The sequence below is a fragment of the Cerasicoccus arenae genome, from assembly GCF_014651635.1.
GTDB lineage: Bacteria > Verrucomicrobiota > Verrucomicrobiia > Opitutales > Cerasicoccaceae > Cerasicoccus > Cerasicoccus arenae.
Map to the genome: position 1 here is coordinate 1 of NZ_BMXG01000010.1, position 23,547 is coordinate 23,547.

General features: G+C 51.7%; 29 protein-coding genes and 1 tRNA gene. 22 read left to right on the forward strand and 8 right to left on the reverse strand.

The genetic code is table 11. The features are described 5' to 3' along the window. The 3 genes from IE065_RS09160 to IE065_RS09170 all read right to left on the reverse strand — a co-directional run. Positions 1 to 2,512, reverse strand: a 2,512-nt coding sequence (locus IE065_RS09160; RefSeq protein WP_189514252.1) for a UvrD-helicase domain-containing protein, incomplete at its 3' end; no start/stop codon positions are given. 17 nt (positions 2,513 to 2,529) lie between these two features. Next, a complete protein-coding gene (gene pssA / locus IE065_RS09165) occupies positions 2,530 to 3,381 on the reverse strand; it encodes a CDP-diacylglycerol--serine O-phosphatidyltransferase (RefSeq protein ID WP_189514254.1) in 852 nt (283 codons plus the stop codon). Then, a complete protein-coding gene (locus IE065_RS09170) occupies positions 3,374 to 3,856 on the reverse strand; it encodes a type II toxin-antitoxin system RelE family toxin (protein ID WP_229792082.1) in 483 nt (160 codons plus the stop codon). Before IE065_RS09170 ends, pssA begins: the two co-directional genes overlap by 8 nt. A 67-nt stretch (positions 3,857 to 3,923) precedes the next feature. Here IE065_RS09170 and IE065_RS09175 point away from each other — a divergent pair, with 67 nt between their 5' ends. The 5 genes from IE065_RS09175 to IE065_RS09195 all read left to right on the forward strand — a co-directional run bounded on the left by IE065_RS09175 (position 3,924) and on the right by IE065_RS09195 (position 8,496). After that, positions 3,924 to 4,514 carry an EF-hand domain-containing protein gene (locus IE065_RS09175; RefSeq protein ID WP_189514256.1) on the forward strand — a complete coding sequence of 197 codons (591 nt, stop codon included), beginning with the start codon at positions 3,924 to 3,926 and terminating at the stop codon, positions 4,512 to 4,514. Positions 4,515 to 4,740: 226 nt separating this feature from the next. Next, entirely contained in the window at positions 4,741 to 5,952 is a 1,212-nt protein-coding gene (locus IE065_RS09180; protein ID WP_189514258.1) for a tyrosine-type recombinase/integrase, read from the forward strand. A gap of 147 nt (positions 5,953 to 6,099) precedes the next feature. Further along, entirely contained in the window at positions 6,100 to 6,564 is a 465-nt protein-coding gene (locus IE065_RS09185; protein ID WP_189514260.1) for a hypothetical protein, read from the forward strand. A gap of 164 nt (positions 6,565 to 6,728) precedes the next feature. Further along, on the forward strand, positions 6,729 to 7,040 hold the full coding sequence (locus tag IE065_RS09190) for a hypothetical protein (protein ID WP_189514262.1): 312 nt from the start codon (positions 6,729 to 6,731) through the stop codon (positions 7,038 to 7,040). Between the two features lie 100 nt (positions 7,041 to 7,140). Continuing rightward, positions 7,141 to 8,496: a KAP family P-loop NTPase fold protein gene (locus IE065_RS09195; protein WP_189514264.1), complete on the forward strand. Its 1,356-nt coding sequence runs from the start codon at positions 7,141 to 7,143 to the stop codon at positions 8,494 to 8,496. Positions 8,497 to 8,514: 18 nt separating this feature from the next. On the opposite strand, the gene bamE is transcribed toward IE065_RS09195, so the two are convergent. Together bamE and IE065_RS09205 are read right to left on the reverse strand one after the other, a co-directional pair. After that, entirely contained in the window at positions 8,515 to 8,853 is a 339-nt protein-coding gene (gene bamE, locus IE065_RS09200) for an outer membrane protein assembly factor BamE domain-containing protein (protein WP_189514266.1), read from the reverse strand. A 58-nt stretch (positions 8,854 to 8,911) separates the two neighbouring features. Further along, positions 8,912 to 9,358: a hypothetical protein gene (locus IE065_RS09205; protein ID WP_189514268.1), complete on the reverse strand. Its 447-nt coding sequence runs from the start codon at positions 9,356 to 9,358 to the stop codon at positions 8,912 to 8,914. A 76-nt stretch (positions 9,359 to 9,434) separates the two neighbouring features. Here IE065_RS09205 and IE065_RS09210 point away from each other — a divergent pair, with 76 nt between their 5' ends. The 10 genes from IE065_RS09210 (at position 9,435) to IE065_RS09255 (ending at position 12,247) form a co-directional block, all read left to right on the forward strand. Beyond that, entirely contained in the window at positions 9,435 to 9,698 is a 264-nt protein-coding gene (locus IE065_RS09210) for a hypothetical protein (protein ID WP_189514270.1), read from the forward strand. Beyond that, the gene (locus tag IE065_RS09215; protein WP_189514272.1) at positions 9,695 to 10,078 is read left to right on the forward strand and encodes a hypothetical protein; all 384 of its coding nucleotides are present in this window, start codon (positions 9,695 to 9,697) and stop codon (positions 10,076 to 10,078) included. The genes IE065_RS09210 and IE065_RS09215 overlap by 4 nt, the downstream gene beginning before the upstream one ends. A 23-nt stretch (positions 10,079 to 10,101) precedes the next feature. Continuing rightward, positions 10,102 to 10,180: transfer RNA gene (locus IE065_RS09220), tRNA-Met, on the forward strand. Between the two features lie 8 nt (positions 10,181 to 10,188). Beyond that, positions 10,189 to 10,569 (forward strand): hypothetical protein, encoded by a 381-nt coding sequence (locus IE065_RS09225; protein WP_189514274.1) that lies wholly within the window; start codon positions 10,189 to 10,191, stop codon positions 10,567 to 10,569. Positions 10,570 to 10,583: 14 nt separating this feature from the next. After that, complete coding sequence (locus IE065_RS09230; protein ID WP_189514276.1) at positions 10,584 to 10,853, forward strand: hypothetical protein; 270 nt, start codon at positions 10,584 to 10,586, stop codon at positions 10,851 to 10,853. Continuing rightward, positions 10,837 to 11,181 carry a hypothetical protein gene (locus IE065_RS09235; RefSeq protein ID WP_189514278.1) on the forward strand — a complete coding sequence of 115 codons (345 nt, stop codon included), beginning with the start codon at positions 10,837 to 10,839 and terminating at the stop codon, positions 11,179 to 11,181. The genes IE065_RS09230 and IE065_RS09235 overlap by 17 nt, the downstream gene beginning before the upstream one ends. Further along, entirely contained in the window at positions 11,182 to 11,385 is a 204-nt protein-coding gene (locus IE065_RS09240; protein ID WP_189514280.1) for a hypothetical protein, read from the forward strand. It begins immediately after the preceding gene. Next, entirely contained in the window at positions 11,382 to 11,645 is a 264-nt protein-coding gene (locus IE065_RS09245) for a hypothetical protein (protein ID WP_189514281.1), read from the forward strand. The genes IE065_RS09240 and IE065_RS09245 overlap by 4 nt, the downstream gene beginning before the upstream one ends. Next, on the forward strand, positions 11,632 to 11,922 hold the full coding sequence (locus tag IE065_RS09250; RefSeq protein WP_189514284.1) for a hypothetical protein: 291 nt from the start codon (positions 11,632 to 11,634) through the stop codon (positions 11,920 to 11,922). The genes IE065_RS09245 and IE065_RS09250 overlap by 14 nt, the downstream gene beginning before the upstream one ends. Further along, positions 11,903 to 12,247 carry a hypothetical protein gene (locus tag IE065_RS09255; protein ID WP_189514286.1) on the forward strand — a complete coding sequence of 115 codons (345 nt, stop codon included), beginning with the start codon at positions 11,903 to 11,905 and terminating at the stop codon, positions 12,245 to 12,247. The genes IE065_RS09250 and IE065_RS09255 overlap by 20 nt, the downstream gene beginning before the upstream one ends. 41 nt (positions 12,248 to 12,288) lie before the next feature. Here the strand turns inward: IE065_RS09255 and IE065_RS09260 are convergent, their stop codons facing one another. The 3 genes from IE065_RS09260 to IE065_RS09270 form a co-directional block, all read right to left on the reverse strand. After that, positions 12,289 to 12,510 (reverse strand): hypothetical protein, encoded by a 222-nt coding sequence (locus IE065_RS09260; RefSeq protein WP_189514287.1) that lies wholly within the window; start codon positions 12,508 to 12,510, stop codon positions 12,289 to 12,291. 63 nt (positions 12,511 to 12,573) lie between these two features. Next, on the reverse strand, positions 12,574 to 13,098 hold the full coding sequence (locus IE065_RS09265) for a hypothetical protein (protein WP_189514289.1): 525 nt from the start codon (positions 13,096 to 13,098) through the stop codon (positions 12,574 to 12,576). 2 nt (positions 13,099 to 13,100) lie between these two features. Continuing rightward, a complete protein-coding gene (locus IE065_RS09270) occupies positions 13,101 to 13,931 on the reverse strand; it encodes a pentapeptide repeat-containing protein (protein ID WP_189514291.1) in 831 nt (276 codons plus the stop codon). 635 nt (positions 13,932 to 14,566) lie between these two features. On the opposite strand from IE065_RS09270, the gene IE065_RS09275 reads away from it, so the two are divergent. From IE065_RS09275 to IE065_RS09305, 7 genes are all read left to right on the forward strand, one after another. Then, entirely contained in the window at positions 14,567 to 16,762 is a 2,196-nt protein-coding gene (locus tag IE065_RS09275; protein ID WP_189514293.1) for a bifunctional DNA primase/polymerase, read from the forward strand. A 22-nt stretch (positions 16,763 to 16,784) separates the two neighbouring features. Next, complete coding sequence (locus IE065_RS09280; RefSeq protein ID WP_194500022.1) at positions 16,785 to 17,435, forward strand: hypothetical protein; 651 nt, start codon at positions 16,785 to 16,787, stop codon at positions 17,433 to 17,435. Positions 17,436 to 17,507: 72 nt separating this feature from the next. After that, complete coding sequence (locus tag IE065_RS09285; RefSeq protein WP_189514297.1) at positions 17,508 to 19,139, forward strand: hypothetical protein; 1,632 nt, start codon at positions 17,508 to 17,510, stop codon at positions 19,137 to 19,139. An 81-nt stretch (positions 19,140 to 19,220) separates the two neighbouring features. After that, positions 19,221 to 20,264: a hypothetical protein gene (locus tag IE065_RS09290; protein WP_189514299.1), complete on the forward strand. Its 1,044-nt coding sequence runs from the start codon at positions 19,221 to 19,223 to the stop codon at positions 20,262 to 20,264. Next, positions 20,261 to 20,803, forward strand: coding sequence for a hypothetical protein (locus IE065_RS09295; protein WP_189514301.1), 543 nt, complete (start codon positions 20,261 to 20,263; stop codon positions 20,801 to 20,803). The genes IE065_RS09290 and IE065_RS09295 overlap by 4 nt, the downstream gene beginning before the upstream one ends. Before the next feature lie 102 nt (positions 20,804 to 20,905). After that, positions 20,906 to 21,670, forward strand: coding sequence for a hypothetical protein (locus IE065_RS09300; protein WP_189514303.1), 765 nt, complete (start codon positions 20,906 to 20,908; stop codon positions 21,668 to 21,670). Beyond that, positions 21,643 to 23,520, forward strand: coding sequence for a terminase gpA endonuclease subunit (locus tag IE065_RS09305; RefSeq protein WP_189514305.1), 1,878 nt, complete (start codon positions 21,643 to 21,645; stop codon positions 23,518 to 23,520). Before IE065_RS09300 ends, IE065_RS09305 begins: the two co-directional genes overlap by 28 nt. Positions 23,521 to 23,547 lie beyond the last annotated feature (27 nt).

Here is a 23,547-nt window from a genome sequence, read left to right on the forward strand (position 1 = left end):
GGGGGGGGGGAGCGGGTTGAGAAGGGGGGGGGAAGAGAGGGGGGAGGGGTTCTGGTGTCGAAATGTCTCTTTTTGGTGACTTGATTTCAGGGAGGATTAATTCTTCGGCTTGGAAATCGGGTAAATTGGCCCAGGCTTGGGCGTTTGCACCGTTGTTGGCGGCGGCCCAGAGCGCGATCCAGTTGCCCTTGGCTTTATCAGTCTTATAATAGGCTTGGCCATCGACCAAGATCAGGCGTTGACGGGCACGCGTCCAGCTAACGTAGGCGAGGCGCTCCAGTTCCTGAGCTTCCAATTGTTGTTTATGCTGCCCACGTTTGGTGCCGCATTGCTTGTCAAAGGCAACCATGGCAGGCTCATCCACCGTTGCACGATAGAGTCGGGGGTAGTTTTGGGGCGCAAAAGTCACTTCTCGGTGAATAAATGGCACGATGACAACGACCCACTGTAATCCCTTGGCTTTGTGGCAGGAGAGGAGCTGGATAAAGCCGGGTTTGGGGTCGTCGCTTTCCTGATTACTTTCGCGGGCCAGGATGAGTTCGCGGGACCACTCGGCGAGGTCCGATCCTTGCTCCTCGGCGCAGAGGGCATTGGCCTGCAAACGCTTTAATCCGGTATCAATGCTGGCGGGGTCCAACTCTGGCAGGGCGGCAAAGCGGTCACGGAGCTTCAAACGCTCTGTTATGAGGCGAAAAGCGTCGCCCAAGGCGAGATCTTGAACCTCTTGACGGAGACAATTGAGCGTATTGAGTGCTTCGCTGATCGTGGACCCGTCGGCTATGTCACTAGGTAGAGATAATGCATGGACGCCAGCGGATGCTTCCGGTGTCCGTTGCTTGACATAGCGTGCAATGACGTCATCAGGCAGGGCGAAGACCTCGCGTAAGACGCCCGCAATTTCAAAGGCGTCTTCGGGAAAGGCTAATACGCGGACTAGCGCGGAAATCCAGGCCCAGAGCGGATCACTGGCTCGGCTTTCGCTGCGGGAATGGGTTTGAACGGGCAAATTTTCGCGTTCCAGAGCATTGGTGAGGGTCTCAATCCAGGCATTGCGCGGGGCAAGGATGCTGATGTCGCTCCAGTCACTGGCTCCAATGCCTTCGCATCCGGTCTCCCGCATCCAGCGCGCGAGGGCACGAGCCTCGGCCTCGGCCCGGTCATCCGAACTTGGCTTTTCGGGCAAGCTTGAATCTGGGGGCAAGTGCAGGCGATCGACTTTGCCGGGGCCGGCAGTGGGGCGGGCGTGCAGGGGGACGAATTCCGCCTGATCGCCTTCTTGGCCTGGCGGACGTAAGATGTTGGGGTAGAACTGATTAACGGCGCTTACGATGGCTTCGTCACAACGCATGGTCACGGTGAAGCTCAGGGCTTCGGCGGCATTCAGAGCAACCAGACTCTCATGGACTTCGCGGTAGGTGGCGAGGTCAGCGCGGCTTCCATAAATGGCTTGTTGTGGGTCGCCCACTTGGCAGAAATGGCCGGCTGGCGGTCCGTTGGCGGCATGAAGCGGCTGATCAGGAGTCCACTGGGCACCAGCGACATTCATTAAAACGACAAATTGTAGACGGTCGGTGTCTTGCGCTTCGTCCAGAATGACGAGCCGATTCTGTTCGCGAATGGCGGGGCCGACTACAGGGTGCTCCAGCAACTGGGCGGCGAGGGCGACCATGTCGTCGTAGTTGATTTGCCCTCGGGACACGCGGAAGTCCCGAAATTCGCGCGCGAGGTTGGCGGCGAGGTAGAGGTAAGCCTCGCCAAGCCATTCTTTGAGCGGCATCCAGGTCTCGGCCCAGAGCAATTTGAAGTCCGCGCTGCCGCCGCCAAAATCCGGCAAGGCGCAGGGGCCATCGTTGTCGTATTCGCTCAGCCACTGGTTCGCAAGGAGTTGCCCTTTTTCGATTCCTTTCAGGCCAACTTTGTTCTTGGGCTTGAAATTAAGGATTGGAGAGACATCCACCGCTGGCGCTGGGCCAAGGGCAGTTGGCTCGGGGATCTGGGCCCCAAATTCTTTGACGAGGCCATAGACTTTGCTGAGGGCCGCATGGCGGGCAAAGCTTTCGCGGGCGTCTTCGGGTAAGGATTGGAGCAGGCTGTCGCTGCCGCGAAGGAATTCCCACCAGATCGCGTCTTCGTTGTTAATCTGCTCGAATTGTGGGGAAAGGCCCGCCAGCGGTCCAAACATACGGAGTAGTTCCAGACAAAAGCTATGGATGGTCCCGAAGAAGGCTTGATGAAAGCGGGCGAAAATCTCTGGCCCAGCGCCAACTTTCTGGAGTTCTTGCGCGGTGCGGCGGCGCATTTCATCGGCGGCCTTCCGCGTATAAGTGACCACTGAGAGACGTGGGAGTGCTGGGTCGGCGCGATTTTGGTCGGACTTTGCTAGTGCAACCACGCGGCTGACGATGGCCGTGGTTTTTCCGACACCTGCTGGTGCCGTGACCGAGAAATTGCGGTCCAGTTCTTGCGTAAAGCGATTGCGATCGGGCTGGTCAGCCAGGGGCGGTCGTGGCATGGACATGAAGCGGTATGCTATGCTTTTTCCGCGGCGGCTTTAGCTTTCTTTTGTTTGCGCAGGTGGCGGCCCACGCCGAAAAAGAGATACGCCATAAAGAGGAGGGCAAAAGAGAACTGCCAAAAGAAGACTAGTAAGGCCACGCCGATGATCAGAGCAATGAAGTGCTGCGTGCGTAGATGGCTCTGCCAGCCAAGATGCTTGAAGCTTGGGTAGCGGACATTGCTGACCATCATCCAGGCAATCAGGAGCATGAGGGGCGGCAGCAGCAGGTAGAACTCCCGGCGGAATTCGAAGTTGATCAAGACCAGAACGATCGAGGAGACCATGCCAGCAGCGGCGGGCGCGGGAAGACCTTGGAAATCCGATGCCCCCTTTTCGCTGCCCGGTATGAATGGGTTGGTGATGACGTTAAATCGCGCCAGACGCACCCCAGCGCAGAGTAAGTAAACAAAGCCAATCAGCCAGCCGATCTTACGGAAAAACTCTAGCCCCTCAGTGGGGTTTAGGATGAGGAAAAACATCATCAGGCAAGGGGCCAGGCCGAAGCTTACCATGTCCGCGATGGAGTCGAACTCCTTGCCAAAGAGCGATTCCCGGCCGCCAAGTCGGGCGACGCGGCCATCGAGCATGTCACACAGGCCAGCCCCGAGGATGAAAAACACCGCCTCGGTGAAGTAGCTGGCGATCTGTGCTTCGGTTGCGTCGTAGCGCCCACGAATGCACCAGATGATGGCCAGGAAGCCAAAAAAGAGATTACCCGCGGTGAATAGATTGGGCAGTATATAGATGCGGGCCGCCTCGTTGACATCGCGGTAGGGCAGGTGCGATGGGGTATCGGGCTTTTTATCGGGCAAATTTTTAGACATGTCCGTTTGGGTCTTGGTGTTCGTCAGGCAGGCGATCAGTCTGAGGCTGGCGGGCGAGGCTTTCGACGTATTGCCAGAAGGACTGATTTTGCTCCACCAGGGTTTCTTCGCGGTATGGGAGTTTGAAGCGAAAGATAAAATCCGCCATGGTGTGCTTGTGCAGGATGTAGTGGCTGAAGAGGCGATTATCGCTGAAAATCTCAAAGTAGATGCGGAAGTCGCCTGCCCGCAAGCGGTAATAAGTCTTACCTCCACGCTCGAACTTGCCCAGCTCATCCGCACCCGTCTTGAGATCCTGATTGGTGAGCCCGCTGAAGCGCTCAATAATCGGCATCTGGACGGTGATGTCTAGGCGGTTGAGCATGGCCATGCTCTGATCGCTAAAGGTGACTTCAAACATCTGGTTGGTATTCAATCGGGGGATAGGCTTCTCTTCAATCTTCGTCTGCGGTGAATTTTCCGCGCAACTTTTCATAGACGGACAGGTTTCCTTCATTAGCTCGGTCGACTAACCGGACCGAATGTTTAACTCAATTAACACCATGAAATCCATTCAATATCTGTTTCTCAGCTTCTTGCTTACCACAGGTCTGGCCTACGCCGAATCCGCCGCTATGGGCGATGGCGAAGGAGACACCAATCAGCAAACTGATGGTCAACGCCCACCGAACGCGGAGGGCCACCGCGCTAAAGGCCCGCCCGCTGATGGCCAACGCCCTAAGGGACCACGGCCCGATAATCGCCCAAGCAAGGAAGAAATCTTGGCCAAATTTGACGTCGATGGCGACGGAAAGCTCAACGAAAGTGAAAAGAAAGCCGCCAAGGAAGCACGCCAAGAGCAGATGGTCCTGCGTCGCTTTGATGCCGATGGAGACGGGCAACTGTCCTCCGAAGAGCGAGCACAAGCTGACGCGTTTCGCGCTGAACGTGAGGCGAAGATGCTCGCCAAGTTTGACACTGATGGCGACGGGATCTTGAGCGATGAAGAACGCCAAGCTGCCCGTCAGAAGATGAGCCGGAAGGTGAAAGATGGTCAAGCCGAACGCCAAGGCCCGAATGATCGCCGCCAAGGTCCACCTCGCAGTGATGAATTGCCAGCAGGCGCACCACCACCACCGCCTCCCGGAGAATAATTTAGTTAGCAGCTAAAGTCAGAAGCAAATCATTGGAAACCCCGGTTAGGAGAGCCGGGGTTTCTTCGTGTCGTGTTTACGGCATGGAGTAGTTGTATTCATGCGGAATTCCTGATGAATAAAGGGGTATAGCGTATCGTTGTAATGGCTTTAATCTTTAGCGTTGATAAGCGCTATGGAGTGTCATTGAGTGCTTTTGGACACAAATTCGGACAACTTTTTTCTCGTGAGTAGATCAAAAGTATCACTTTCAATAAAACCAGTCAGCGGAAAGAACAAGTCGGCTTTTCTTGTAACTGGACGCTGTCATGATGCCGATGCTCAAAAGCGATTTGGTTTCAAAACGGATAAGGTCCGGGTTCGGAAAAACAGCGAATCCGAGGCGATGCAGCTCATTGCTGAAATCGAAAACTTCGTCCTTGCCCGTGAGGTCCGATCACGGTTGCGCTCGACGAGTCTCGATGAGGCGCAACTGCGTGATGCGGAAGTTGCCCTTCAGTTATTGCCCAAGGGGATTAGTCTCACTCAAATTGCGCGAAAGTTCGTGGTCTCTGATCGGGGTGATTTCGATGAGGATCCCATTAACAAATGGATCGATGCCTTTCGCACTGAAAAAGAAGAAATTGAACAGCGTCGCCCTAAAACCGTGAGCAATTTGCTATGGCGCATTAATCAGTTCATCAACTATTCTAACGTTGAAACCTTGGGTGATTTTTCCCGCGAATCAGCCGCTCGATTTTTAACCCGAAGTCATGCAAAAACCGGAAAAAAGCTTAGTGCTCAGACGATGCAAAATGATTGGCTCGCACTACATTCTTTCGGTGGATATTTAGTTAAGGTCAAAGCAGTTGCCAATAATCCGCTGCAAGAGATTGGCCGAGCTCAGGTTGAGTGGAAACCGCCCGCGATTCACAATGCCAGCGAAGTCGCGGCCTTGCTCAAAGCTTCTCTTCAGGATGTATATAGCGCTGGGAAATATACCCCGTATTTCGTTATTTGCTGCTTCTGTGGGGTGCGTCCGGAAGCCGAGGCTCCCTATCTACGGATGAAGGACGTCACTCTGGCCAAGAGTTTAAGCCTGTCTGAATTGCGAGTCACTCGGCAAAAAGTGACGACTGCCAAGCAGCGATCGGTCCCGCTAAATGCAGCTGCCTGGCGCTGGCTTCAGTATTGCCAAAAACAAGAGTGGGAAATCGCGGTTCCAACGAAAAATGCCTATATCCGCATCCGTCTCGCCGCTGGCCTGCTTGGTTCCTGGTCGGGGGACATCATGCGTCACACCTACGCCACGATGACGCTCGCCAACGGCGCCAATAAGCGAGATCTCGCTGAGTGGATGGGGAATAGCCCGCGCCAAATTGAAAACAGCTACATGAACCTTGCGAAATATGAAAAATCAGCCGCCAGGAAGTGGCTCAATATCAAGCCTCCGCAGTAAATAAGTGTTTTGCGAAAACTTTTTCTTGCACGATAGGTGCTTTAGTGTTCACCTGTATATTCATCCTGAAAACGGCATCTAGCTGAAGGGTCACTTTCCCAAGCGATCTGGAAACTAGGTGCGAGTGAGGGCAGGGAGGATGGCTGCTTGCTCACTCTGGGCGCATCAACGGTCGGCGCTAATTTGACCGAGGTTAAATACGGGAAACCCGCCAAGGTTCTTGGCACTTTGTCGTTAGTCAATATGTCCGTCCATCTGTCCAATGCATCCGCCGATGTTATTCGTCGGTTCTCTTTTCGCGCTTGGTATGTGCGCCAAGCCGTGCGCCAAGCCAAAACGCTCGAAGCGCTCCGCAACGTCATTCACGCCGGTTTGCGGGAAATTCGTTGCCTACTCCGCTTCGGTTACGATTGCGGTCTTCCGCAGCGCAATGATCTCGTGCCTATCGGGTTCACTTCCCGGGTCTCGGATCGCGCCAAAAACAACGCCACGCCTCGCGATGTCCTCATGCGCGAAGCCCGCGCCGTCGTCCATTTCTTGGAAAAGGTCGAGTCCTGGCTATTCGAGGAAGAACTCGAACCGCCGATCTTCGCTGTCGGTGGCCTCGTGTAAAACGGTCATCATCAGTTTGGCAAAAAGCGGGATAATGAATTGCCATTATCATGTATTGTTATAATGTGCCTTGACGGTGGGAAGGTGCGGGTGTATCACGATAAGCATTGATAGCTTGATTTGCTATAATCTACGTTGTTAAATAAATACAAATTAATAAAATTATGAGTGAATTCAATCTGGCTCTGAATGCCATCATTAATAAGAAAGAACAGCCAAATCACCTTTATGTCCATGGCTCCGTTATGGTTTTTACCGAGGAGAGTACTGCTAAGTTGACTAAGGCCGAACCCCAAGGGATTAATCCTAATGTTCTGATATTAAATCTGACGATAATTGCCAACCCGGGTAAAATGAAGGGAGTTGCTTACCCTTTGAAATATGATGATAGCGGTGATCATGTTAATGAGTATGAGCAAGTTCAAGTTGTTACAGATCAGGCCGCATATTTATATGACATCGAAATTTTAGGATGATTCATGATATTGGGTGATGAGTTCGTTAGTCCGTAACTGGCTTGCTCAATGCAAAGCGTTTTTCACTTGTAGTAATATCTCGTCCTGCAAATCATATGCCATGGAAGCAGCCCAGTCTCTTTTAAGCTCAATTGAGGATCCACTTTCAGGGCTTAATCCCAAGATTCCTTTTCATGATGATGTAAGTAAGGATACGAAGGGTGATCGACTCCATTTAGCCAATTTTTTAAAGGGGTATTTTCATAATGAGAATGAGCCGTCTGTCATCGCCCTTGAGGGCACTTGGGGATCAGGGAAATCTTGGTTTTTGGAACGGTTCAATTACTTCGGTAATTTGCCAGAGGAATCGGTAAACACCGTTATTCTTCGAGCATGGAACCATGACTTCTGCACCGAACCATTTGAGCCCCTTTTCAGCGAGATCTATAATACCCTAAAGGATAAAGAAACCCACTTGGAAAATTTCCAAAGAGAAGGTGGGGCAATACTTGAATACCTGCTGTTTAAAGCGATCGAAATCAAAACGCTGGGTATTCTGAAATTCGATGAGATTCGCAAGAAAGCGAATGATACAGTACCACTAGCTAAGAAAATTGCCTCGGATCACCAAGCTTACATTGATGCGGTTAAGAATTTCAAGTTAGCCTTAAAATCTGTCGTTGATGAAACGGGTAACCATCTGGTGATCATTGTCGATGAACTGGATCGCTGTGAGCCACACTTTGCGCTAACGATGCTTGAGAGAATAAAGCACCTCTTCGGTATTCCAGGTGTCCACTTCTTGATCGGAGTCGCTACTGAAAGCTTGGCTAGCCTCATTAGCGGTAGATACGGTCCAGATGTGGATACGGATGAATATTTAGATAAATTTATTACGCACCGAGTTGAACTGTATCCTATATCTCAGAGGCGCTTTACCGCGAAAGATACATTCTTGGGAAATCTGACGAAAAAAATTAATAAGCAGATTGGTGACATTTCAGAGGAGCTGAATATTACTCCGCGAAGGATTCAGCGTCTTTTACATGCTATGCAGCTATGTTTCCGTAGTGGTTACTTTTATCCTGATGATGAACTGGTGCCGATCATGTATCTTCTTCTCTATACGAAGATGCGAAGTCCGCAGTTATACGAGCGAGTTCAAGTAACAAGGAAGAAAGTTCAAATTCACCCAAAGCATACTATTGAGCTTCTGTTATTTCTTATTTTGAAAGGGCTGAGCACCGAGTCTCAAAATGCCTATTTCCCAAAGATCCTAAACTGCTTTCAGTCGTCTTGCAATTCCAGCTCAGTTATTAATTCTCTTAATGAATCCGAGTATCATGATTACATAGGGTACTTCAGCGGTAAGGTTGCAGTTTGGGATGGTGGCCGTAGTATTTCAGATCATAAAGTTAGCCACCCAGATGTGTTGCGCATGTTTGAAGTTATGCGGCACGCAAATCTTAAGCTGTGATGAGCAAACGATATTTCCCTACTGTGCGATCCCCGCTCTAGTCGTGTTGGTCGAGTCGTTGTAGTTGAAATCCTTAACCGTTCCATCCGGGTTAAATATCACAATGAGCATTTGCTGCTGAAGGTTCATCCTTGAATCAAATGCACCATAGATCGGGATAAAATTCCGTCCATCGCTTTCAGCGCGGGTATAAACCCATGTCGCCGTCTTGTTACCGTCAGCATCAAAGCCCACAGACATTGGGTTTCCTAGCATGGCATTGAGTTCGGCCTGTTTTGTAACTCCCTTTTCTATATTAGAAATTTGGTTGCTATCCATCTTAGTGCCAGAGCTTGCGCAGCCAGTTAGGAGTAGCATGGAAATCAGTAACAGCCATTTTGTCATAATCCGTAGAATTACACTTTTTAGTAATATTTCAAGCCCGCTTCCGCTTATCCGCTGCCTTCTTGCGCTTCGCCTTCTCCGCTGTCACGCCGCTAAGCTCTGCTTCGTATTGGTTTACTGCGTCGAGCTCGCTTGAATCCTCGTCCATGCCTGCTGCATCGCGTGCGCTCATGACGACCAGGGGGAGTGAAATCTCATTGTGCTGGGTGAGATAAGTGGCCAAGCCCTTTGCTGCGCTCGCAAGGAGTGCCGAGGGGGGGATTCCGAAATGCTCTGCCCGCTCTGCTATGACTGCGCGGGTTTTTTCGTCGATCGCGCTCAGAGATAGTGAGCCTTCCAAATCTGCATCGATCAGCCGCTCCACGTAGTTGCTGAACTTCAAGCCCGCTGTTTCAGCTTTGGCCTTCGCGCCCTGGTAGATTTTTCCATCTATGGAAATCGTTGTCCGTTCGATGGTTGTAGATTTTTCACCCGCCATAATGTGAAAAGTAATACTTTTATGCTTGCGCGGGCGAGGAAAACGGAGATTACTCAAGCATACTCGTAATACTATTATGCAAGATACGATCGAACGAACCACCATCTCCCTCGAAGGCCCGCTTTATGCCGCCGCCAAGGGTTACGGTCGCCAACGCAACTTGAAGTTCTCTCAAGTCGTTGCGGAAGCTCTGGAAGTTCGCCTTCGCGCCGAGGGTTACTTGCCCAATAGCCAGGAGGAGTCGAACGATCTCACCCTTTGCCGTGAGCTTCGCCAACAGGGGATCGATCCGCAGCCCGCGCTCACCCAACTCATGGAAGAAAGGATCCTGTCCGCATGAGCGCCCCTCAACAGATTGAGCTTTGGTCGCAGCCGGAAACCGCGCTTGCCAAGTTTGAGGCGCGCTTGCGGGAAATTCGTCAACCGGGGCTCATGCTGTGGACTGGTGTTCTGCGCCGGATCGTTGCTCGGATCCTCGAGCGCCGTGAATCCGTATATACGCAGTGCATGCTCCTGGAGTCGGAGGTCGAGGCCGGTGCCGATTCCATCGTCATTCTGGAGCGCATTGGTCGCATTAAGGGTCTCGTCGCCGCCATGTTGCTCGCGCTCTGTATCTATCAGTGCGTGGAGGGATCCGCGCTCATGCGTCCCCGTGAAGCTCGCCCTGTCAAAACCGCCCGCGTCCGTAAAGGTCGCGAACTCGAGGATTACCTCGCCTAGCCATGGAACCTCCCATTTCAGATCGCAGTAGGGTAGAGCAGTCGGAAGCTCGCCAGGTTCATTCCCTGGAAGTCGCGGGTTCGAGTCCCGCCCCTGCGCCCAATTCCGCCATGCTCACTGCGCTGTTGTCCGCTATGCAGCGCATGGGTGCCCGCCGTTTGCGGGGAACCTTCGATGCCGCCACGGGTGCGTTCGATGTGGAAGCCGTGCCCGCCGGTCCACCGGAATTAGGGTGCAGTGCTGCCGAGCTCGCCGCGCTATTGGGTCATGGGGTCAGCCCGTTCCTCGTCAACGATTGGGCGAAGAAGCGCAAGCTCTCGTCAGTCAAAGAGGGGAAAACCCGCTTCTTTCTGCTGCCCGTGGTCGCGCACGATCTCGCGTATCAACTCGATCTCGCCGATGTCACCGCCGGTCGTCCGGAAGTCGAGCGCCTGCTCATCGATTGGGTGCTCCGCCGCGCCCCGATCACGCCCTCCTGGGAAGCCGCTTAAGAGAGAGATAAATTATGCCTGAACCCACATCCCATTCAAACCCTTCCGGCGCCCTGGTAAGCGCCGGTCATAGCACAAGTCCTAGCTGGAAAAACGCGGAGGCCGGAAAGGAGAATCCGGTCTCCGCACCCCCTTCGCCTGCGCAATTAGTGGAAGTGCTGAAAATCGCTGAAAAATACATCGAAAATTACGCCATCGATTACAGCCCGCATGGCGCTGCCACCCGCCTCCAAATTCGCAATGCCATCGCCGCTGGAGAACAATTTTATGTCACTCAAAACTAAGAAAACATTCCGTAGCGCCACTCGTCAAACCGGGTGCTTGCCTGCCGGTGAACTACTTCGGGGAAATGTTGCCCCTGCCTTCGCGCCGCAATCCACCGTGCGCAACGCCAAGCCTACCCGTCGCCACTTCGAGCCGGTCGATATGGAAGCCTTCGCGGGGATTCGCGGATGGATTGCCCAAGGGAACGGGTCCGTGTCCGAGATCCGTGAAGATGGAACCACCGTCGCCGCCGCCGTCGATCTCGCCTTCCTGGAGGGGATGAAGCGCCGCAAGGTCATTCGCGAAACCCGCCAAAACTGGAACGCCAAGCCGAAGGTCGCCCGCTGAATGTCTGCGTCCGCGCCAGTCTATGCGAGCGAAGCCGATCTACTGCATACGCAACGGATCGTCGAGAACTTGCTGCACTCCATCGAGCGCCTTTCCCGCGCTCCGGGGATGAAGCAAGCCGCCCGCCTGATGCGCGAACGCATGCCCGATGCCCACACCTTAGCCGAAGAGTTCACCGCTCCGCCGGGAAAGGAGGTCGCATGAACGCTTACCAGATCAACGATACTCATTACGGAGTCGAAATACAGACGCCCGATGGTTTGCGCCTGCCATGCACGAACCGCGCCCTTGCGGAAACCTGCGTTGCTTTTTGGACCGGTCATTCTGCCAATGCGTCGGTCATGGTCCCCAGGGAAGCCGAAACGGAAGAGCCCGCCTTGCCACCCGTTGTGATCGCAACCTACGAACGCCGCTATATGCAACCCTCCATCAAGGAAAGGAGCCTGCAACATGTCGCGGGGTAATCTGAGTGATCCGCATTTGCGCGATGCCTACCGTATGCTGCATGCCCGGGGGGTAACCTCGTCCACCCTTGCCGCGCAGCTTGGAACGAGTCGCGCCTATGTCTCGCGCATGCTTGCAGGGGAACAACGTCGGGGAGGCCGCTGGGTCGAGCTCCGCCGCCTGCTCACCGCCCGCGAACTCGAATTGCTGGATAAGGTCCGCTTCACCGGTCGTCGGTGGAGCTTCGATAACCTGCGCGGTTCTCGCCGCCCTCGCCATGAAACGGAGAAATCTTAGCTATGCCACGAACCACCCCTATTTTATCCGTGCGCAGGAATACGCCCGGGAACACGACCGCCCCCTCAGTTGGTCCTTCTGGGATCTCCAACTCTACCGCCCGTACCGCGCTCGCGATGGGGTGGAGCTTTTGCCGCCGATCGATCCGCAATCTTGCATTCCTGGTCACGAGTTTCAACCGGTGGAGATGCCTCCAACGCCCGAAGGGTGGAAGCGCGTTTTCCCCTGCCGAGGTCGCGCCGTGGATACACCGTTGCGCGCCGCTGCCAGTGCCGCTCGCGCCACGGTCCCGCCCGAAGGGGATGTCCAGGAAGAGCTTTTTTAGCTTAATCCTCTTCTGGAGGCCAGAAGCCGTCTGCTCGAAAATTACTCAATATTCTGGAAAATGGTAATGAACCCGTTTTCTTGCTTCTCGTCGATATATGCGGCTGCCCAGATGTGCCAGCCGTCTCGCAAAGCAGTGACAACCGATATCTTATCATCGGGGATTTCGAAGGTTTGGTAACGTCGCTTCTTCTGTCCCTCTTTTATATGCTCAAGCTTCTCAAGAATGTAATCTATGCCACCTTTAAAAGTTTCATTGTCCATAGTATTAAATGATTTATTGGGTTACGGATGCATGTAAGGGAATTATCAGAAAACAAAATGAATTTAAGAGAAAACTTTTAAAAAAGTGACCGTGATAGTTGTCCCGCCTCCAATTATCGCCAGAGCAATTTTGCCTGAATTCTTCCCAAAACTCTCCCCTGCATTGGGACAGAACTTTTCCAAAAATGAATGAATGTGAAATGCACTGCTGTAGCGAAGATACTCTCGAACTGAAGCCCACTCTTGCCTTTCGTCATCATCAACGATCTCGGGGGATTCCGGCTGAGTCACCGGTGCCTTCGGGTCATATGGAACCGGGGGAGGTGGCTTTGCATTGTCCTTTGCAATGGATTCAGAAGCCAAAATTCTCAAATCGGGATCACTCTCAGTTTCTTCGGAGTACTCAACTTCTTCAGCTTCGCAAGGATCGATGTAAACATCGTCAGTTGATATTCCGTTATCTTCTGCAATCTGCTTTAGCTGCTTCGCGATTTCAGGGCCGAAGCCATCAAGCAAAAACTCCAGTTGCTCCTGATCCTCTGGAGAATCAAGCAAGCTCGAGATACGGATTACTTTCTGGCGCTTCATATTTACGCCATTGCAAGAGTTTTAGCAGGAACAGATGTGCCCGCATCGAAGATTTTAATTCCCTGTCCCCCCATCTGCCGATGTGCTTCGTTGATCTTGCGGAGTATGCCCGCGACGTATTCCCGAGCATCTTCATCGCTTATGCCGTCAGGGATGTTGAAGCGAAGTTCGTGGGTGGGAGCTTTAGTTTCTTCCGGGTCGTTCAAAACATTCAGTTGGAACTTTTCTGCCCAGGGAAATTTAGATTTAGGTTTCTCTATTGTCATCCTGATAAGCTCGCTTTTGTAGAAGATAGCCCTGTGAAAAGTAGAACCGAGAGTAGCGGTATAATCAAAAGATATTATAGCCCGCCTAAAATCAGATTCATCAAATTGGCAATGGGAACAACTAGCATTTGTGAAATCGGCAGAATTGAAATTTACGCCAGTACATTCAGTTTGATGCATCTCAACTCCCCGGAAACTGGTGCAATTCGCAGAGGCTTTCCGAAATGCGCCTTGGTCGATATCCGCCCCATCAAATCTAGCGCCGTAGAGATTGCTTTTTATGAACGTGGTTTCGCTCAAGGATGCGCAAATGAAACTGGCATTATCGAGTATTGCACCCGTAAATCGCGTGCTGTGGAGCTTAGAATTATCAAAGTTGCTCCCAGCCAGGTAGGTTCTACTAAAATTTGCTCCAATTATAGTGACGTTAGTGAAATTTGTGCCCGAAAGGTCGAGTCTGAGATCATCCCCGCCTCTTTCCAGAAAGTTGTGTTTCGCTTCGTTAAATTCACTAACATCGGTTTTCAGCAATTCGACCCAGCCCTGTTTCTCAAAAGGAATATGCATAGTAGAGACAGTCGATATAGCGTAGATCACCATCAAGCAAGTATAGATATTTTTAGTGAAGCCTATGAACATGATATCAAGAGTGGGTATCTAGGTCGAACGGTCAAAAATATTTTGTTAGTAGTTGTGCACATCTTGATGAGAATAGCTGAAGTTTCTGTTTTTCAGTGCATTAGGAATGGGTTGTGTTGTGAATTGTTGCTAATTTCGAAGTCTGTCCACCAGGTCGTCAGAAGATGTTTTCAAAAAGCCCAGCTAAGAAATTCCACAGTCCAGTTATTTTGGCTGCTAAAGCATAAGCGAGAGCTTTGGACAGATTCAGCCAGAAAGACTCCCAGCAACGAGCTCCCAGTCCGGGGTTCTCCGGAGTTGGTCCTCGTAGTCGTTTTGCTTTCATTTTGGCGCGCATATAATCGCTTGGGTTGTGTCAAACGGGTGGGAGGTGTTTTTGTCTTATATTTTCCATTATATCATGGGGATGTCTTGCCTGCTAAAAATGAGGAAAATCCCGAAAGCCTGATCAGCATTGGCATTCTCTCGCTGCGGGTTTTTAAATATTTTCGATTCATAGTTCCCAGCATAGGGAGTGTGATGCTTCGTCAACACCCCGCGAACCATCGAGATATTGCTGTCCTATGAGCTCTGAATTAATCAGCCAGCTCTACGCTATATTCGGGGAAACCGCTGTCTTGCTGCCGATCAAGCCAGGGGAGAAGAAGCCCGTGCATGCGGGTTGGGAGAAGACGACTTGGGAAGCCTCGCAAGCGCCCGATTATCAGCTGACCTTGCAGGGTGGTTCCATTGGGATCCTGATGGGGGTGGAGCGCCTAGTTGCGATCGACATCGATCACGATGAAGATGTGGAGCCGTTTCTCCGCCTTAATCCAGGATTGCGCCAAACGGTGATCTCGCGGGGATCACGGGGAGTGAAGCTGTTTATCCGCCTCAAGGTCGATAAAGAGCTGGAAGCTCGCGGGTTTCCGAGCTGGCCGCTAGGAATTCGCCCGGGTCAACCCGATCAGAAGGTGTACAACATTCTCAAGCCTCCCGCCGCCGATGCGAAAAAGGGGGAACATTGGGGAGAGCTACGGATGCGGGGTTGCCAGTGTGTGATTTGGGGGAAGCATCCTTCGGGGAATGATTACCAGCTCGTTGCCGCCAAACCGTCCGCCGATGGCTCGCTGAACCTGGTCGACGTTGGTCTTGAGCCGGCGTATCCCGTGAAGGAAGTTTACTTCGATGAAATCGCGTGGCCTGCCCAGGTGAATTGCAGTTGGCGCGTGGAAGAGTGGGACACCCTTACGCGCCTCTATGGTAGACCGTGGACCTGCATGGCTCCCGCCGAAGGAGAGGAAGACGCCGGATGCACCATTGCCGCTATTAGTGAGCACTTTTGGGCCGGTTGGTTTTCGCGCCAACACCACATCATGTTTGAGCCGATCGAAGTGCGCTTCTATCGCTACAACCCGCACAATGGAGCTTGGCAGATTCGCGAGGATGCCGAGATCCGCAAAATGATTTCCGATGACCTACTGCGGATCAGCCGTTGCGAGGAGCTCCAACACATTTGCTACACCGTGGGTCAACAGCCTGCCGGGTGGGACCGCTTGAAAAAAGGATCGCTGTCCAAGCTTGAGGGTCCAGGGGTCCGAAGTCAGGATCGTATTGGGAGCATCCTCGGATTTCTAAAGGGGGAGGTCACCAAACGAGAAGTCTTCAAAACGGGGGAGGGGGTCATTCACTTGCAAAACGGAATGATCGACCTGCGCGAGGGTCGCGCCAATCAGCTCACGCTTAAGCCGTTTTCGCCCAAGTTCTATAGTCGCAACCCGATCCCCGTCGCGTTCAATCCCGAAGCCCGTGCCTCCCGCTTCATGAATGATCTGCTGAAACGTGCGCTCCCCATCAAGGAAGACTGCGATCTGTTCCTGCGTTGGGGTGGTCAAGTGGTCCTGGGTCGCAACGATTCGCAGAAGGTCATGATTATGACCGGGACCGCCGGAGGGGGGAAGTCTACCGTGATGAAAATTCTGCAACTGCTCATCGGTCGCCCCAATGTCGCCCAGCTGCGCACGGAGAATCTGGAGGGACGCTTCGAGCTGTTTGCCTACGTGGGGAAAACGCTGCTTTCCGGGGTTGATGTCCCTGGTAATTTCCTGATGCAAAAGGGGGCCTACATCATCAAGGGGCTCACTGGTGGGGACTGGATGGATGCTGAAGTCAAGGGAGGGAAGGAATTCCTGCCGATCACGGGGGACTACAATTGCGGGGTCACCTGTAACTCCCGCCTGAAGGTCAAAATGCACGGGGATCACGAAGCCTGGAGGCGCCGCCTGATCGAGCTCCCCTTTACCGCGCCTCCCATCGAAGAGGATAAGAAAATGGATCACTTCGCGGAATGGCTCGTGGAGCATGAGGGCAGTGGGATCCTCAACCAGCTCATTCGCGGTGCGCAACGGGTCTTGAAAGCACGGGGCCGTATTGAGATGACCGAGGGTCAACAAAAACGGGTCAACGACCTGCTCGATGAATCGGATTCCGTTCGCGTCTTCCTGCGCGCCTGTGTCGAGCCCTCCAAGGGGGATCACATCCTGACCGATGACTTGTGCATCGAATACGCAAACTTCTGCGAAAACAACGGATGGGAAGCTGAAAACGAACGTGGTATCCAACGCCAGATCAAGGGGCTCATGCTCGAAATGTTTCGCTGCAAATCCAGCAACTCCCTCAAAGGAGACGATGGGAAAGCCAAAGTCGGCTATCGCGGAGTCCGCTTCAAACCCGAACCCGATGCCGTCGAGGATCCCGAAGATGGAGATTTGCCGCTATGAGGGGGGAAAGGTAACGAAGATAATGCCGAGTGAAGAAACATTCCTATTCGATGATCCTGCGCATCGTCCTGCGGCGCTGGAGAAGTGCACGGTGAGTAATGCGGCCACTACGTCGCAGTTTGAGCAGATTGAGGACCGCCTGTTGCGTCAGGATGCGGTGAGACGCACTGCGGTGATCAAGCGCATTGACGAGCTGGGTCTCCCCGAACCGGGGGAACAATATCGCCTGGTCACGATGCGGACATTTTCCGCCGTGGAGTTCATTGACTACATTGCGAACCGGGAACCCGTGCTCGAGTGCGCGATTGTCCTGTATTCGATCAGCCGCCTCAATGCCGCGAAAATCCGGAGTTTGCTCCGCCGCCGCCGGATCCAACGCGCCATGATCCTGGTCAGTAGCCTGCGCAACACCGCTGCCCAGGAAAAGGAGGATGTCGCGATGACCGTCCTCAAGGGAACGCCCGGGGTAGATATGTTCTTCGCCAGCTCCCACGCCAAAATCTTCACCTGCGAGACCGCCGAGGGAAATTTCTACTCACTAGAAGGCAGTGGCAACCTCGCCAACAACAGTCGCATCGAACAATACTGCCTCGACAACTCCGAACCCCTCTACCACTTCCACCGCGAATGGCTAGAGGAAGTGAAGGGAGTGAGTGAAGGTAGGGGATTGTAATATCAGAATTTGATTATTTTTTGAGAATTTAGGATTGTATAACATTATTAATCCGATTACTTAAATAGAAATATGAGTCAAGATGCCGATGATAACAAAATCGATAAAGCCGTGACGGGTAGAACTGTGCCAGATGCAGTTGTTGAAATTACCTTGTCCATAATAAAAGCTCTGGGACCCGCTGCCTACATTGTAATTATTGGAGTGATATTGTTTGCGGCATACTACTACGGTAATCAACAAAGCCAGAGGGAGTTAGATACAGCTAAGAAGAGTTTGAACGAGCAGGCACAACAGTTTGAATCGGTCCGGAGTCAGTTCTTTGCTGGACTTGGAGAAATTGGCACTAGTCAGATTGATTCAATTAGGCAGACTATGGCTCTAGGAGAGCAGATCAATGCAAGAGAAAAGGCGATTTCAATTGAAGCGAATAATGTTGCACAAATAAACAGCATGAATTCGAAGCTCGAATCGGATCGGATTGCTTTTTTAGCAAAAATAAAAGAGCAATCCGAAGATATTATTAACATGAATTCACTGATTGATGAATTAAAGAAATCGCTTGATTCAGAAAGGAAATTACGAGAAGAATACTATGAGCAATTGGTAGACTTGGCAAATTCATACAATGAGCAACCCGATGATGATTTGAATGGTTATTTCAAATTGCAACCTACAGATAAAAATATTTTGCTTAGTTACCTAGCGCCCAGCGAAAGTGAAGCAATTTCGATTATAAATGGCATACTCAAATCAGACGATTCAGATGGGTTAATCAGATTACGCGAACTTCGGGGCCTTGGTTACGATGTCTTAGTAAAAGCTATCGAGGCGACGCCGGATAACTTAGAATGGGGTGTTGCTAAGATAAATAAATACAAGCCCGAAAAGGTTTTTTTTATTGGGGAATCAGATAGCCATAGTATTAAAAATATTGGTATATTTGATTTGCTGGGTAACACTATTTCTGAGGTTAGGTTTATTGATGAAATACGGATTATGCATGTCGCGTCTGGATCGGACACTTTTTATCTAGAAGAAATTGTAGTATTGTTCGAAGATGATGATGCTATAGCTATGAATTTTTACTCGGCAACGGATAATTCTAGTTTATCAATAACTGAAATTATTCGGACTGTTTTAGAAACTGGTTCTGAAACCTTTACGATTAAATCGATTGATGGATCGAATTCGATTTATTTATCAAAAATAATTAATTTTTCTTCACCTGAAGAAATTAAAGAAATCATTAATGAAAGAAAATATAAGCAGGATTTTTATTTGCTTAATTATTTTGAAATAGACCTAAAAATGATGAACTTGATTTATAAATATTCGAACCCAGTGCCACCGAATTCAGAGGACGCAGTTAGGTTTTTGGAGGAGTTGTTTAACGCATGCGGTAGAGGCGATACTGATGCGTTTATAAATCTAACATATTATCAACCAAATAGAGCATGGGGGGAGTTTGGGTATGCAATCGCCTATGACACTATCAAGAACGAATTGACGCAGTTTACTGAGGTAATGGTTGGCAATGGTCAGCTTGAGGTGTATATGTTTCAGGCTAAATATTCGACTAAATATGATAATGAGTTTATTAGGTTTTACATATATAGAAAAAAGCTCTCTTCAGATAAATTTAAAATATCCGATCCAAGCCAAGTCTATGATTTAAGTCTGGATAATCCATTTGAGTTATAGTTTTGAACCTAGTTGGTTGTGATATACAAGCAAGATAAACGTAATAGCTGCGTCCCTATCCTTGAGAGGGCTCGCCGGTATATGAAGCGGTTGCCGGGTGCGGTGAGTGGGAGTGGTGGTCACAATGCGACCTTTCATTGTGCTTGCGTGCTGGTGATTGATTTTGCGTTTGCGGAGGCCGATGCCTGGACACTGCTCCAGGAATATAATGTCTCCCAATGCTCCCCTGGGTGGAGCGAGAAGGAACTGCGTCGGAAACTTGAACAAGCCTTTCAGAAACGTGACCGTTTAGCCTCGAGCGAGATAGGTCGGTTGATCCGCGATCAGCGCGCCGGGAGAGGCCGCTCTTTCACGCGCCAGCAGTCTCAATCCCGAAGCTCCCGGAAGTCGGTTCAACCCTTGGATGATTTTTCGCCGATCGCCACGGTCGGGAAGGTTGGGGAATCGGATAGATTGACCGGGGTAGGAGCCGAAATTTCCGTCGAATTCGGAGACGATATTGACGATTTGGATGCCATTTTCGCCGATTCTTCGCCCGATAACGAGGATTCCGCGCCGGATTTTTCTACGGAAACGGAAGATTTGCCGTCGGAAAACTTAGAATTGGTCGCAAAAAGTGAGATCGCTGCGAATGATTTTGCGGGTTTGGAACGAGTTTTCGGGTCGAAACGTGCGTTTTGGGAACGGTATTGCGCTGGAATTCGTTCGTTTTTGCAGAAATTTGGAAGGTATCCCACGGTGCTTTTGGTGGAGCGAGACGCCGCTGCCTGCCTGCCGGTTCTTTTCCCGAAGGATCACCCCGAAGTACGCATTGAAGCCAGTGACGATGCAGGGTTCATGACCTTTGCCTATTGTGCTGGAGTCATGGAGCATGACCCATCTACCCGGGAAATGCGTTGGTTGACTGGACCGATTGCGGGAGGGATAGGAGGGATTATGGAAACTCCTATGTGTATGCGCGTTAGCGCCCGCGTACACCCACACTCACGCGAGTGTCGGGAAATACCATCCCAAGCGTCCCGTGAGGAAACGGGGGGTGATCGTTCCACGGAGAACATTGTTCCACGCAGGGGTAGGGAGGGGCAGGGGGATATGTTTGCGCAAACACGGGGGCAGCTGCAATGAGCCAGGGTGCAGTTGATTCCAACATTTGGCATCGTGCCGTGCGTCTCGATGCGGACATTGCCAGCCTGGAGCGAGTCGTTGAGGTCGATGCGCTTCCCGTCGAGTGCACGCCGCCGAGCCCATTAGCGGTGTTCCTTGGTGAGTTCATGGATGAAGTGTTGCCGGAATGCGGTCTCACCGGTCAGGCCAGCATCGTTGACTTGAGCCGCCTGCTTGCCACGGTCGCCATTTACTCGCCCGAAGCGCTGCCTCATTGGAACCTGGAAGGGGAGCCCATTAGCGGTGAGCTCCATGATAGCATTGCCCGCGCCGTGCTGGGAATCGTCTTGCCCGCGAAGGGATTACGCAGCGAGCGCAACTTGCGCGCAGCCTTCGCCCGCCTGCTCGCCCTGGTGTTGGCCGTTTGCCCAGAGCTTTTACCAGGTGCCACGCCCAAGCTCTGCGCGCACTGGCTCGGTGTCAGCTGGGATACCTTCCGCAAGCAGACGCGCCAAGTCAGCGATGAGCTGTATCAAAAAAACGGGTCCTTCTGCCTCTAACCACTTTTGCAGGTTCCGCGAAAGGTGGAATTCAACTTATGAGTCAATTTTCACAACTTTGGTTAATAGTAGGGTTAATTTTCATAAAACCATTCAATTTCCATGCCGTTGCCAAAGAAACCGATAGCCAAAAAGTTCCTCGCGAAGTACTGGGACTGCTCCGCTGCGAATCTATCGAAGGGCAAATACAAGAACATGCCGAAGTTCATGACCTTCGACGAGGCCGATGTATGGAAGTACGACAACATCACGAACTCGCCCGCTCGCCAGGCAGCTGCTAAAGAGTCCGCTGCTCTACGGTTTGGCAATGGGCCGGGAGAGATTCCGCATCCGTCAGGAGATCGCCCGATCGTCCATCAGTCGAAATTCGACACGGGGCAAAACGTCGCGGTATTGTTGCAACGGCTTCAATCGGACAGCGAACGGGAACCTCGGGATGGCTGGGACTTTGACGAGAGAATGCTGGTGCAAGCGGAGGGTGTTGTTGAGCTAGCCTATGCGTTGTACCAAGATGCGATTCGCAAAGGGAACCCAGCTCATGTTGCCATGCAGTTGAAGAACTGGAGCGAAGCCTCCAAACAAGCCGCCGCGATCCGTGCATCATTTCTTGATTTGGTGACTCGCCGGGGTGGTATCGCTGAAATTGACGGTGTGATTGATATTGTCAGCGGTGTATTGGGCGATTTGCGAAGTCGTCTGGACAAGCTAGGAGATCGGTGTGCAATTGAAGCGAATCCAAGTGATCCTGTTCTGGCTAAGAACGTGATCGATTTAGCGATTAACGCGATTTTTGAAGAATTTGACCGGGCGCAAGAACGAATCGAGGAAGACCTGCGCCAATGTCCCGATCTAAGTCAAGTAGCGTAGTCACGCCAGCATCGCGCAAGCGCGTTCGTGGATTCTGTCGCTCGATTTTTAAACCGCGTGATCGCCTCACCCCTTCGGAGTGGTGTAGTCGCTTGGTGCTGCCGCCTGCTCAGAATGAGTCTGAGCCGGGTCCCGTCCGCTGGGAAACACGTCCTTATTTGCGCCAACCTCTGGACTCGCTCGAGGAGCCCGGGATTACCGATGTCATTTTTGTCGCGCCTACGCGTTCGGGTAAAACCTTCCTGCTGCGAATGGGCATGTCTTGCTCGATCGCCAAGGATCCCGCCCCGGCGCTGTTTGTCGATTCAACAATGGATAAGGGCAGGGGGTTTATTCGCAAGGAATTCAAACCTCTGGTCGAATACAACCGCATCCTGCGTGATCAAAAGCCGCTCAATCGTCACTACTTTGCTGATGGAATGATGCTTTTTCCCGGTGCTGCTCTCACGGTTTTTGGAGCAAATTCCGATGCCCAGGTATCTGGCGAAACAGTCAAACGCATTTTCGGGAATGAGGTCGATAAATGGCGTGGTTCCACCGATCAGGAAGCTTCAATCCTCGATCAAACTCGGCACAGAACTGAGTCTTTTGAAGATGAACGGATCCATTACTATTCGAGCACGCCAACCCTCGAAAGCGGACTGATTTGGCAAGAATTCCTAAAAGGTGATCAACGCAAGTGGTTCGTTCCTTGTCCCTGTTGCGGTCACATGCAGGATTTAGTTTGGCCGCAAGTGGATTGGGCCTGGCACCCAGAAACTCGCAATGAAGATGGATCCTGGGATATGGAAAAGGTGCGCGAGTTGGTCCGCTATCGTTGCCGCAATTCTGATTGTAAAGGTGAGCCATGGACTCAGGAACAACTTTGGGCAGCCGTAAGGGATCCCCGTTCCGATTGGATCGCCACTGCGGTCGGGCGATTCGGTCATCGCTCCTATCATATCAACGGTCTGTATGGTCCGCTGAAGGTAAACACCATGGCCGCGCTGGCCTCTGATTTCATCTATGCGCGCAAGACTGCTTTTTTCACGGATCGTCAGGATTTCTGGAACGGTCGCATGGGGATGCCTTGGGTCGATGATGTCAATTCGCTGTCGGCCTCGAAGTTCGCTGATTTTGAAGGTGATTACTTGCGGGGCACTTTACCTGAAAGCGTTGGCAAAGCAGATCTCATCATCGTTGGGTTCGATGTGCAAACCTATGGGTTGCCGTTCCTGGTTCTTGGGTTCACCTGGGATGGGCATTGCTACACTATCGATCACGGTCTTGCCGCAACATTCAGCGACTTAGATGAAGTGCAGGGTGATTACGCGCACCTGGGAAAACTCTCCTACGTGATTGGCGACATAAACTTTGAAGATCGCGCCGCCGAAACCCGTGAAGCCATATACTTGCGCCGTGAACGTGGATGGATGGCCGCCGAGGGTTTCGAGGTCATGCGCGAGCCAGTCAAGTTTGAGCGCGCCAATGCTTTCATTGGTGGTCGCCACCAAAAGCGGGGAGCCCGGTTCCCCAAGCTCATGATCTCGCTCTACATGTTCAAAATTGAGCTGGAGAAACGACTCGCCGGAGAAATTCGTAAATGGAGCACCTATGGTCTTTCGCTCGTTGCCAGTGACTCGGAAGTGAAGGAGCAAGCCGAATATTACGCGCAGCTGCTCGATGAACGTCGCGTTCCCCGTAAACGGAAGCTCATGGGTAAGCCGCCATTCGAGTTTAAATCTCGTAACGGTAATAATCACTTTTGGGACTGCTATGTTTATGCGCTGGGTCTGTTCTATTTCCTTTCGCGCAGTAAATCTGCCAAGAAAAAGGGAAAGCGTAGCACTGCCACGGTCGAGCAAAAGTGATTTTCACAACTTCCCCCTAATGGTAAG

Excerpts from the sequence above, each read along its gene's own strand:
- pssA (WP_189514254.1), bottom strand. The coding sequence starts at position 3,381 with ATGTCTAAAAATTTGCCCGATAAAAAGCCCGATACCCCATCGCACCTG.
- IE065_RS09170 (WP_229792082.1), bottom strand. The coding sequence starts at position 3,856 with ATGAAAAGTTGCGCGGAAAATTCACCGCAGACGAAGATTGAAGAGAAG.
- IE065_RS09175 (WP_189514256.1), top strand. The coding sequence starts at position 3,924 with ATGAAATCCATTCAATATCTGTTTCTCAGCTTCTTGCTTACCACAGGT.
- IE065_RS09190 (WP_189514262.1), top strand. The coding sequence starts at position 6,729 with ATGAGTGAATTCAATCTGGCTCTGAATGCCATCATTAATAAGAAAGAA.
- IE065_RS09195 (WP_189514264.1), top strand. The coding sequence starts at position 7,141 with ATGGAAGCAGCCCAGTCTCTTTTAAGCTCAATTGAGGATCCACTTTCA.
- bamE (WP_189514266.1), bottom strand. The coding sequence starts at position 8,853 with ATGCTACTCCTAACTGGCTGCGCAAGCTCTGGCACTAAGATGGATAGC.
- IE065_RS09205 (WP_189514268.1), bottom strand. The coding sequence starts at position 9,358 with ATGGCGGGTGAAAAATCTACAACCATCGAACGGACAACGATTTCCATA.
- IE065_RS09210 (WP_189514270.1), top strand. The coding sequence starts at position 9,435 with ATGCAAGATACGATCGAACGAACCACCATCTCCCTCGAAGGCCCGCTT.
- IE065_RS09215 (WP_189514272.1), top strand. The coding sequence starts at position 9,695 with ATGAGCGCCCCTCAACAGATTGAGCTTTGGTCGCAGCCGGAAACCGCG.
- IE065_RS09225 (WP_189514274.1), top strand. The coding sequence starts at position 10,189 with ATGCTCACTGCGCTGTTGTCCGCTATGCAGCGCATGGGTGCCCGCCGT.
- IE065_RS09230 (WP_189514276.1), top strand. The coding sequence starts at position 10,584 with ATGCCTGAACCCACATCCCATTCAAACCCTTCCGGCGCCCTGGTAAGC.
- IE065_RS09235 (WP_189514278.1), top strand. The coding sequence starts at position 10,837 with ATGTCACTCAAAACTAAGAAAACATTCCGTAGCGCCACTCGTCAAACC.
- IE065_RS09240 (WP_189514280.1), top strand. The coding sequence starts at position 11,182 with ATGTCTGCGTCCGCGCCAGTCTATGCGAGCGAAGCCGATCTACTGCAT.
- IE065_RS09245 (WP_189514281.1), top strand. The coding sequence starts at position 11,382 with ATGAACGCTTACCAGATCAACGATACTCATTACGGAGTCGAAATACAG.
- IE065_RS09250 (WP_189514284.1), top strand. The coding sequence starts at position 11,632 with ATGTCGCGGGGTAATCTGAGTGATCCGCATTTGCGCGATGCCTACCGT.
- IE065_RS09255 (WP_189514286.1), top strand. The coding sequence starts at position 11,903 with ATGAAACGGAGAAATCTTAGCTATGCCACGAACCACCCCTATTTTATC.
- IE065_RS09260 (WP_189514287.1), bottom strand. The coding sequence starts at position 12,510 with ATGGACAATGAAACTTTTAAAGGTGGCATAGATTACATTCTTGAGAAG.
- IE065_RS09265 (WP_189514289.1), bottom strand. The coding sequence starts at position 13,098 with ATGAAGCGCCAGAAAGTAATCCGTATCTCGAGCTTGCTTGATTCTCCA.
- IE065_RS09270 (WP_189514291.1), bottom strand. The coding sequence starts at position 13,931 with ATGCATATTCCTTTTGAGAAACAGGGCTGGGTCGAATTGCTGAAAACC.
- IE065_RS09275 (WP_189514293.1), top strand. The coding sequence starts at position 14,567 with ATGAGCTCTGAATTAATCAGCCAGCTCTACGCTATATTCGGGGAAACC.
- IE065_RS09280 (WP_194500022.1), top strand. The coding sequence starts at position 16,785 with ATGCCGAGTGAAGAAACATTCCTATTCGATGATCCTGCGCATCGTCCT.
- IE065_RS09285 (WP_189514297.1), top strand. The coding sequence starts at position 17,508 with ATGAGTCAAGATGCCGATGATAACAAAATCGATAAAGCCGTGACGGGT.
- IE065_RS09290 (WP_189514299.1), top strand. The coding sequence starts at position 19,221 with ATGAAGCGGTTGCCGGGTGCGGTGAGTGGGAGTGGTGGTCACAATGCG.
- IE065_RS09295 (WP_189514301.1), top strand. The coding sequence starts at position 20,261 with ATGAGCCAGGGTGCAGTTGATTCCAACATTTGGCATCGTGCCGTGCGT.
- IE065_RS09300 (WP_189514303.1), top strand. The coding sequence starts at position 20,906 with ATGCCGTTGCCAAAGAAACCGATAGCCAAAAAGTTCCTCGCGAAGTAC.
- IE065_RS09305 (WP_189514305.1), top strand. The coding sequence starts at position 21,643 with ATGTCCCGATCTAAGTCAAGTAGCGTAGTCACGCCAGCATCGCGCAAG.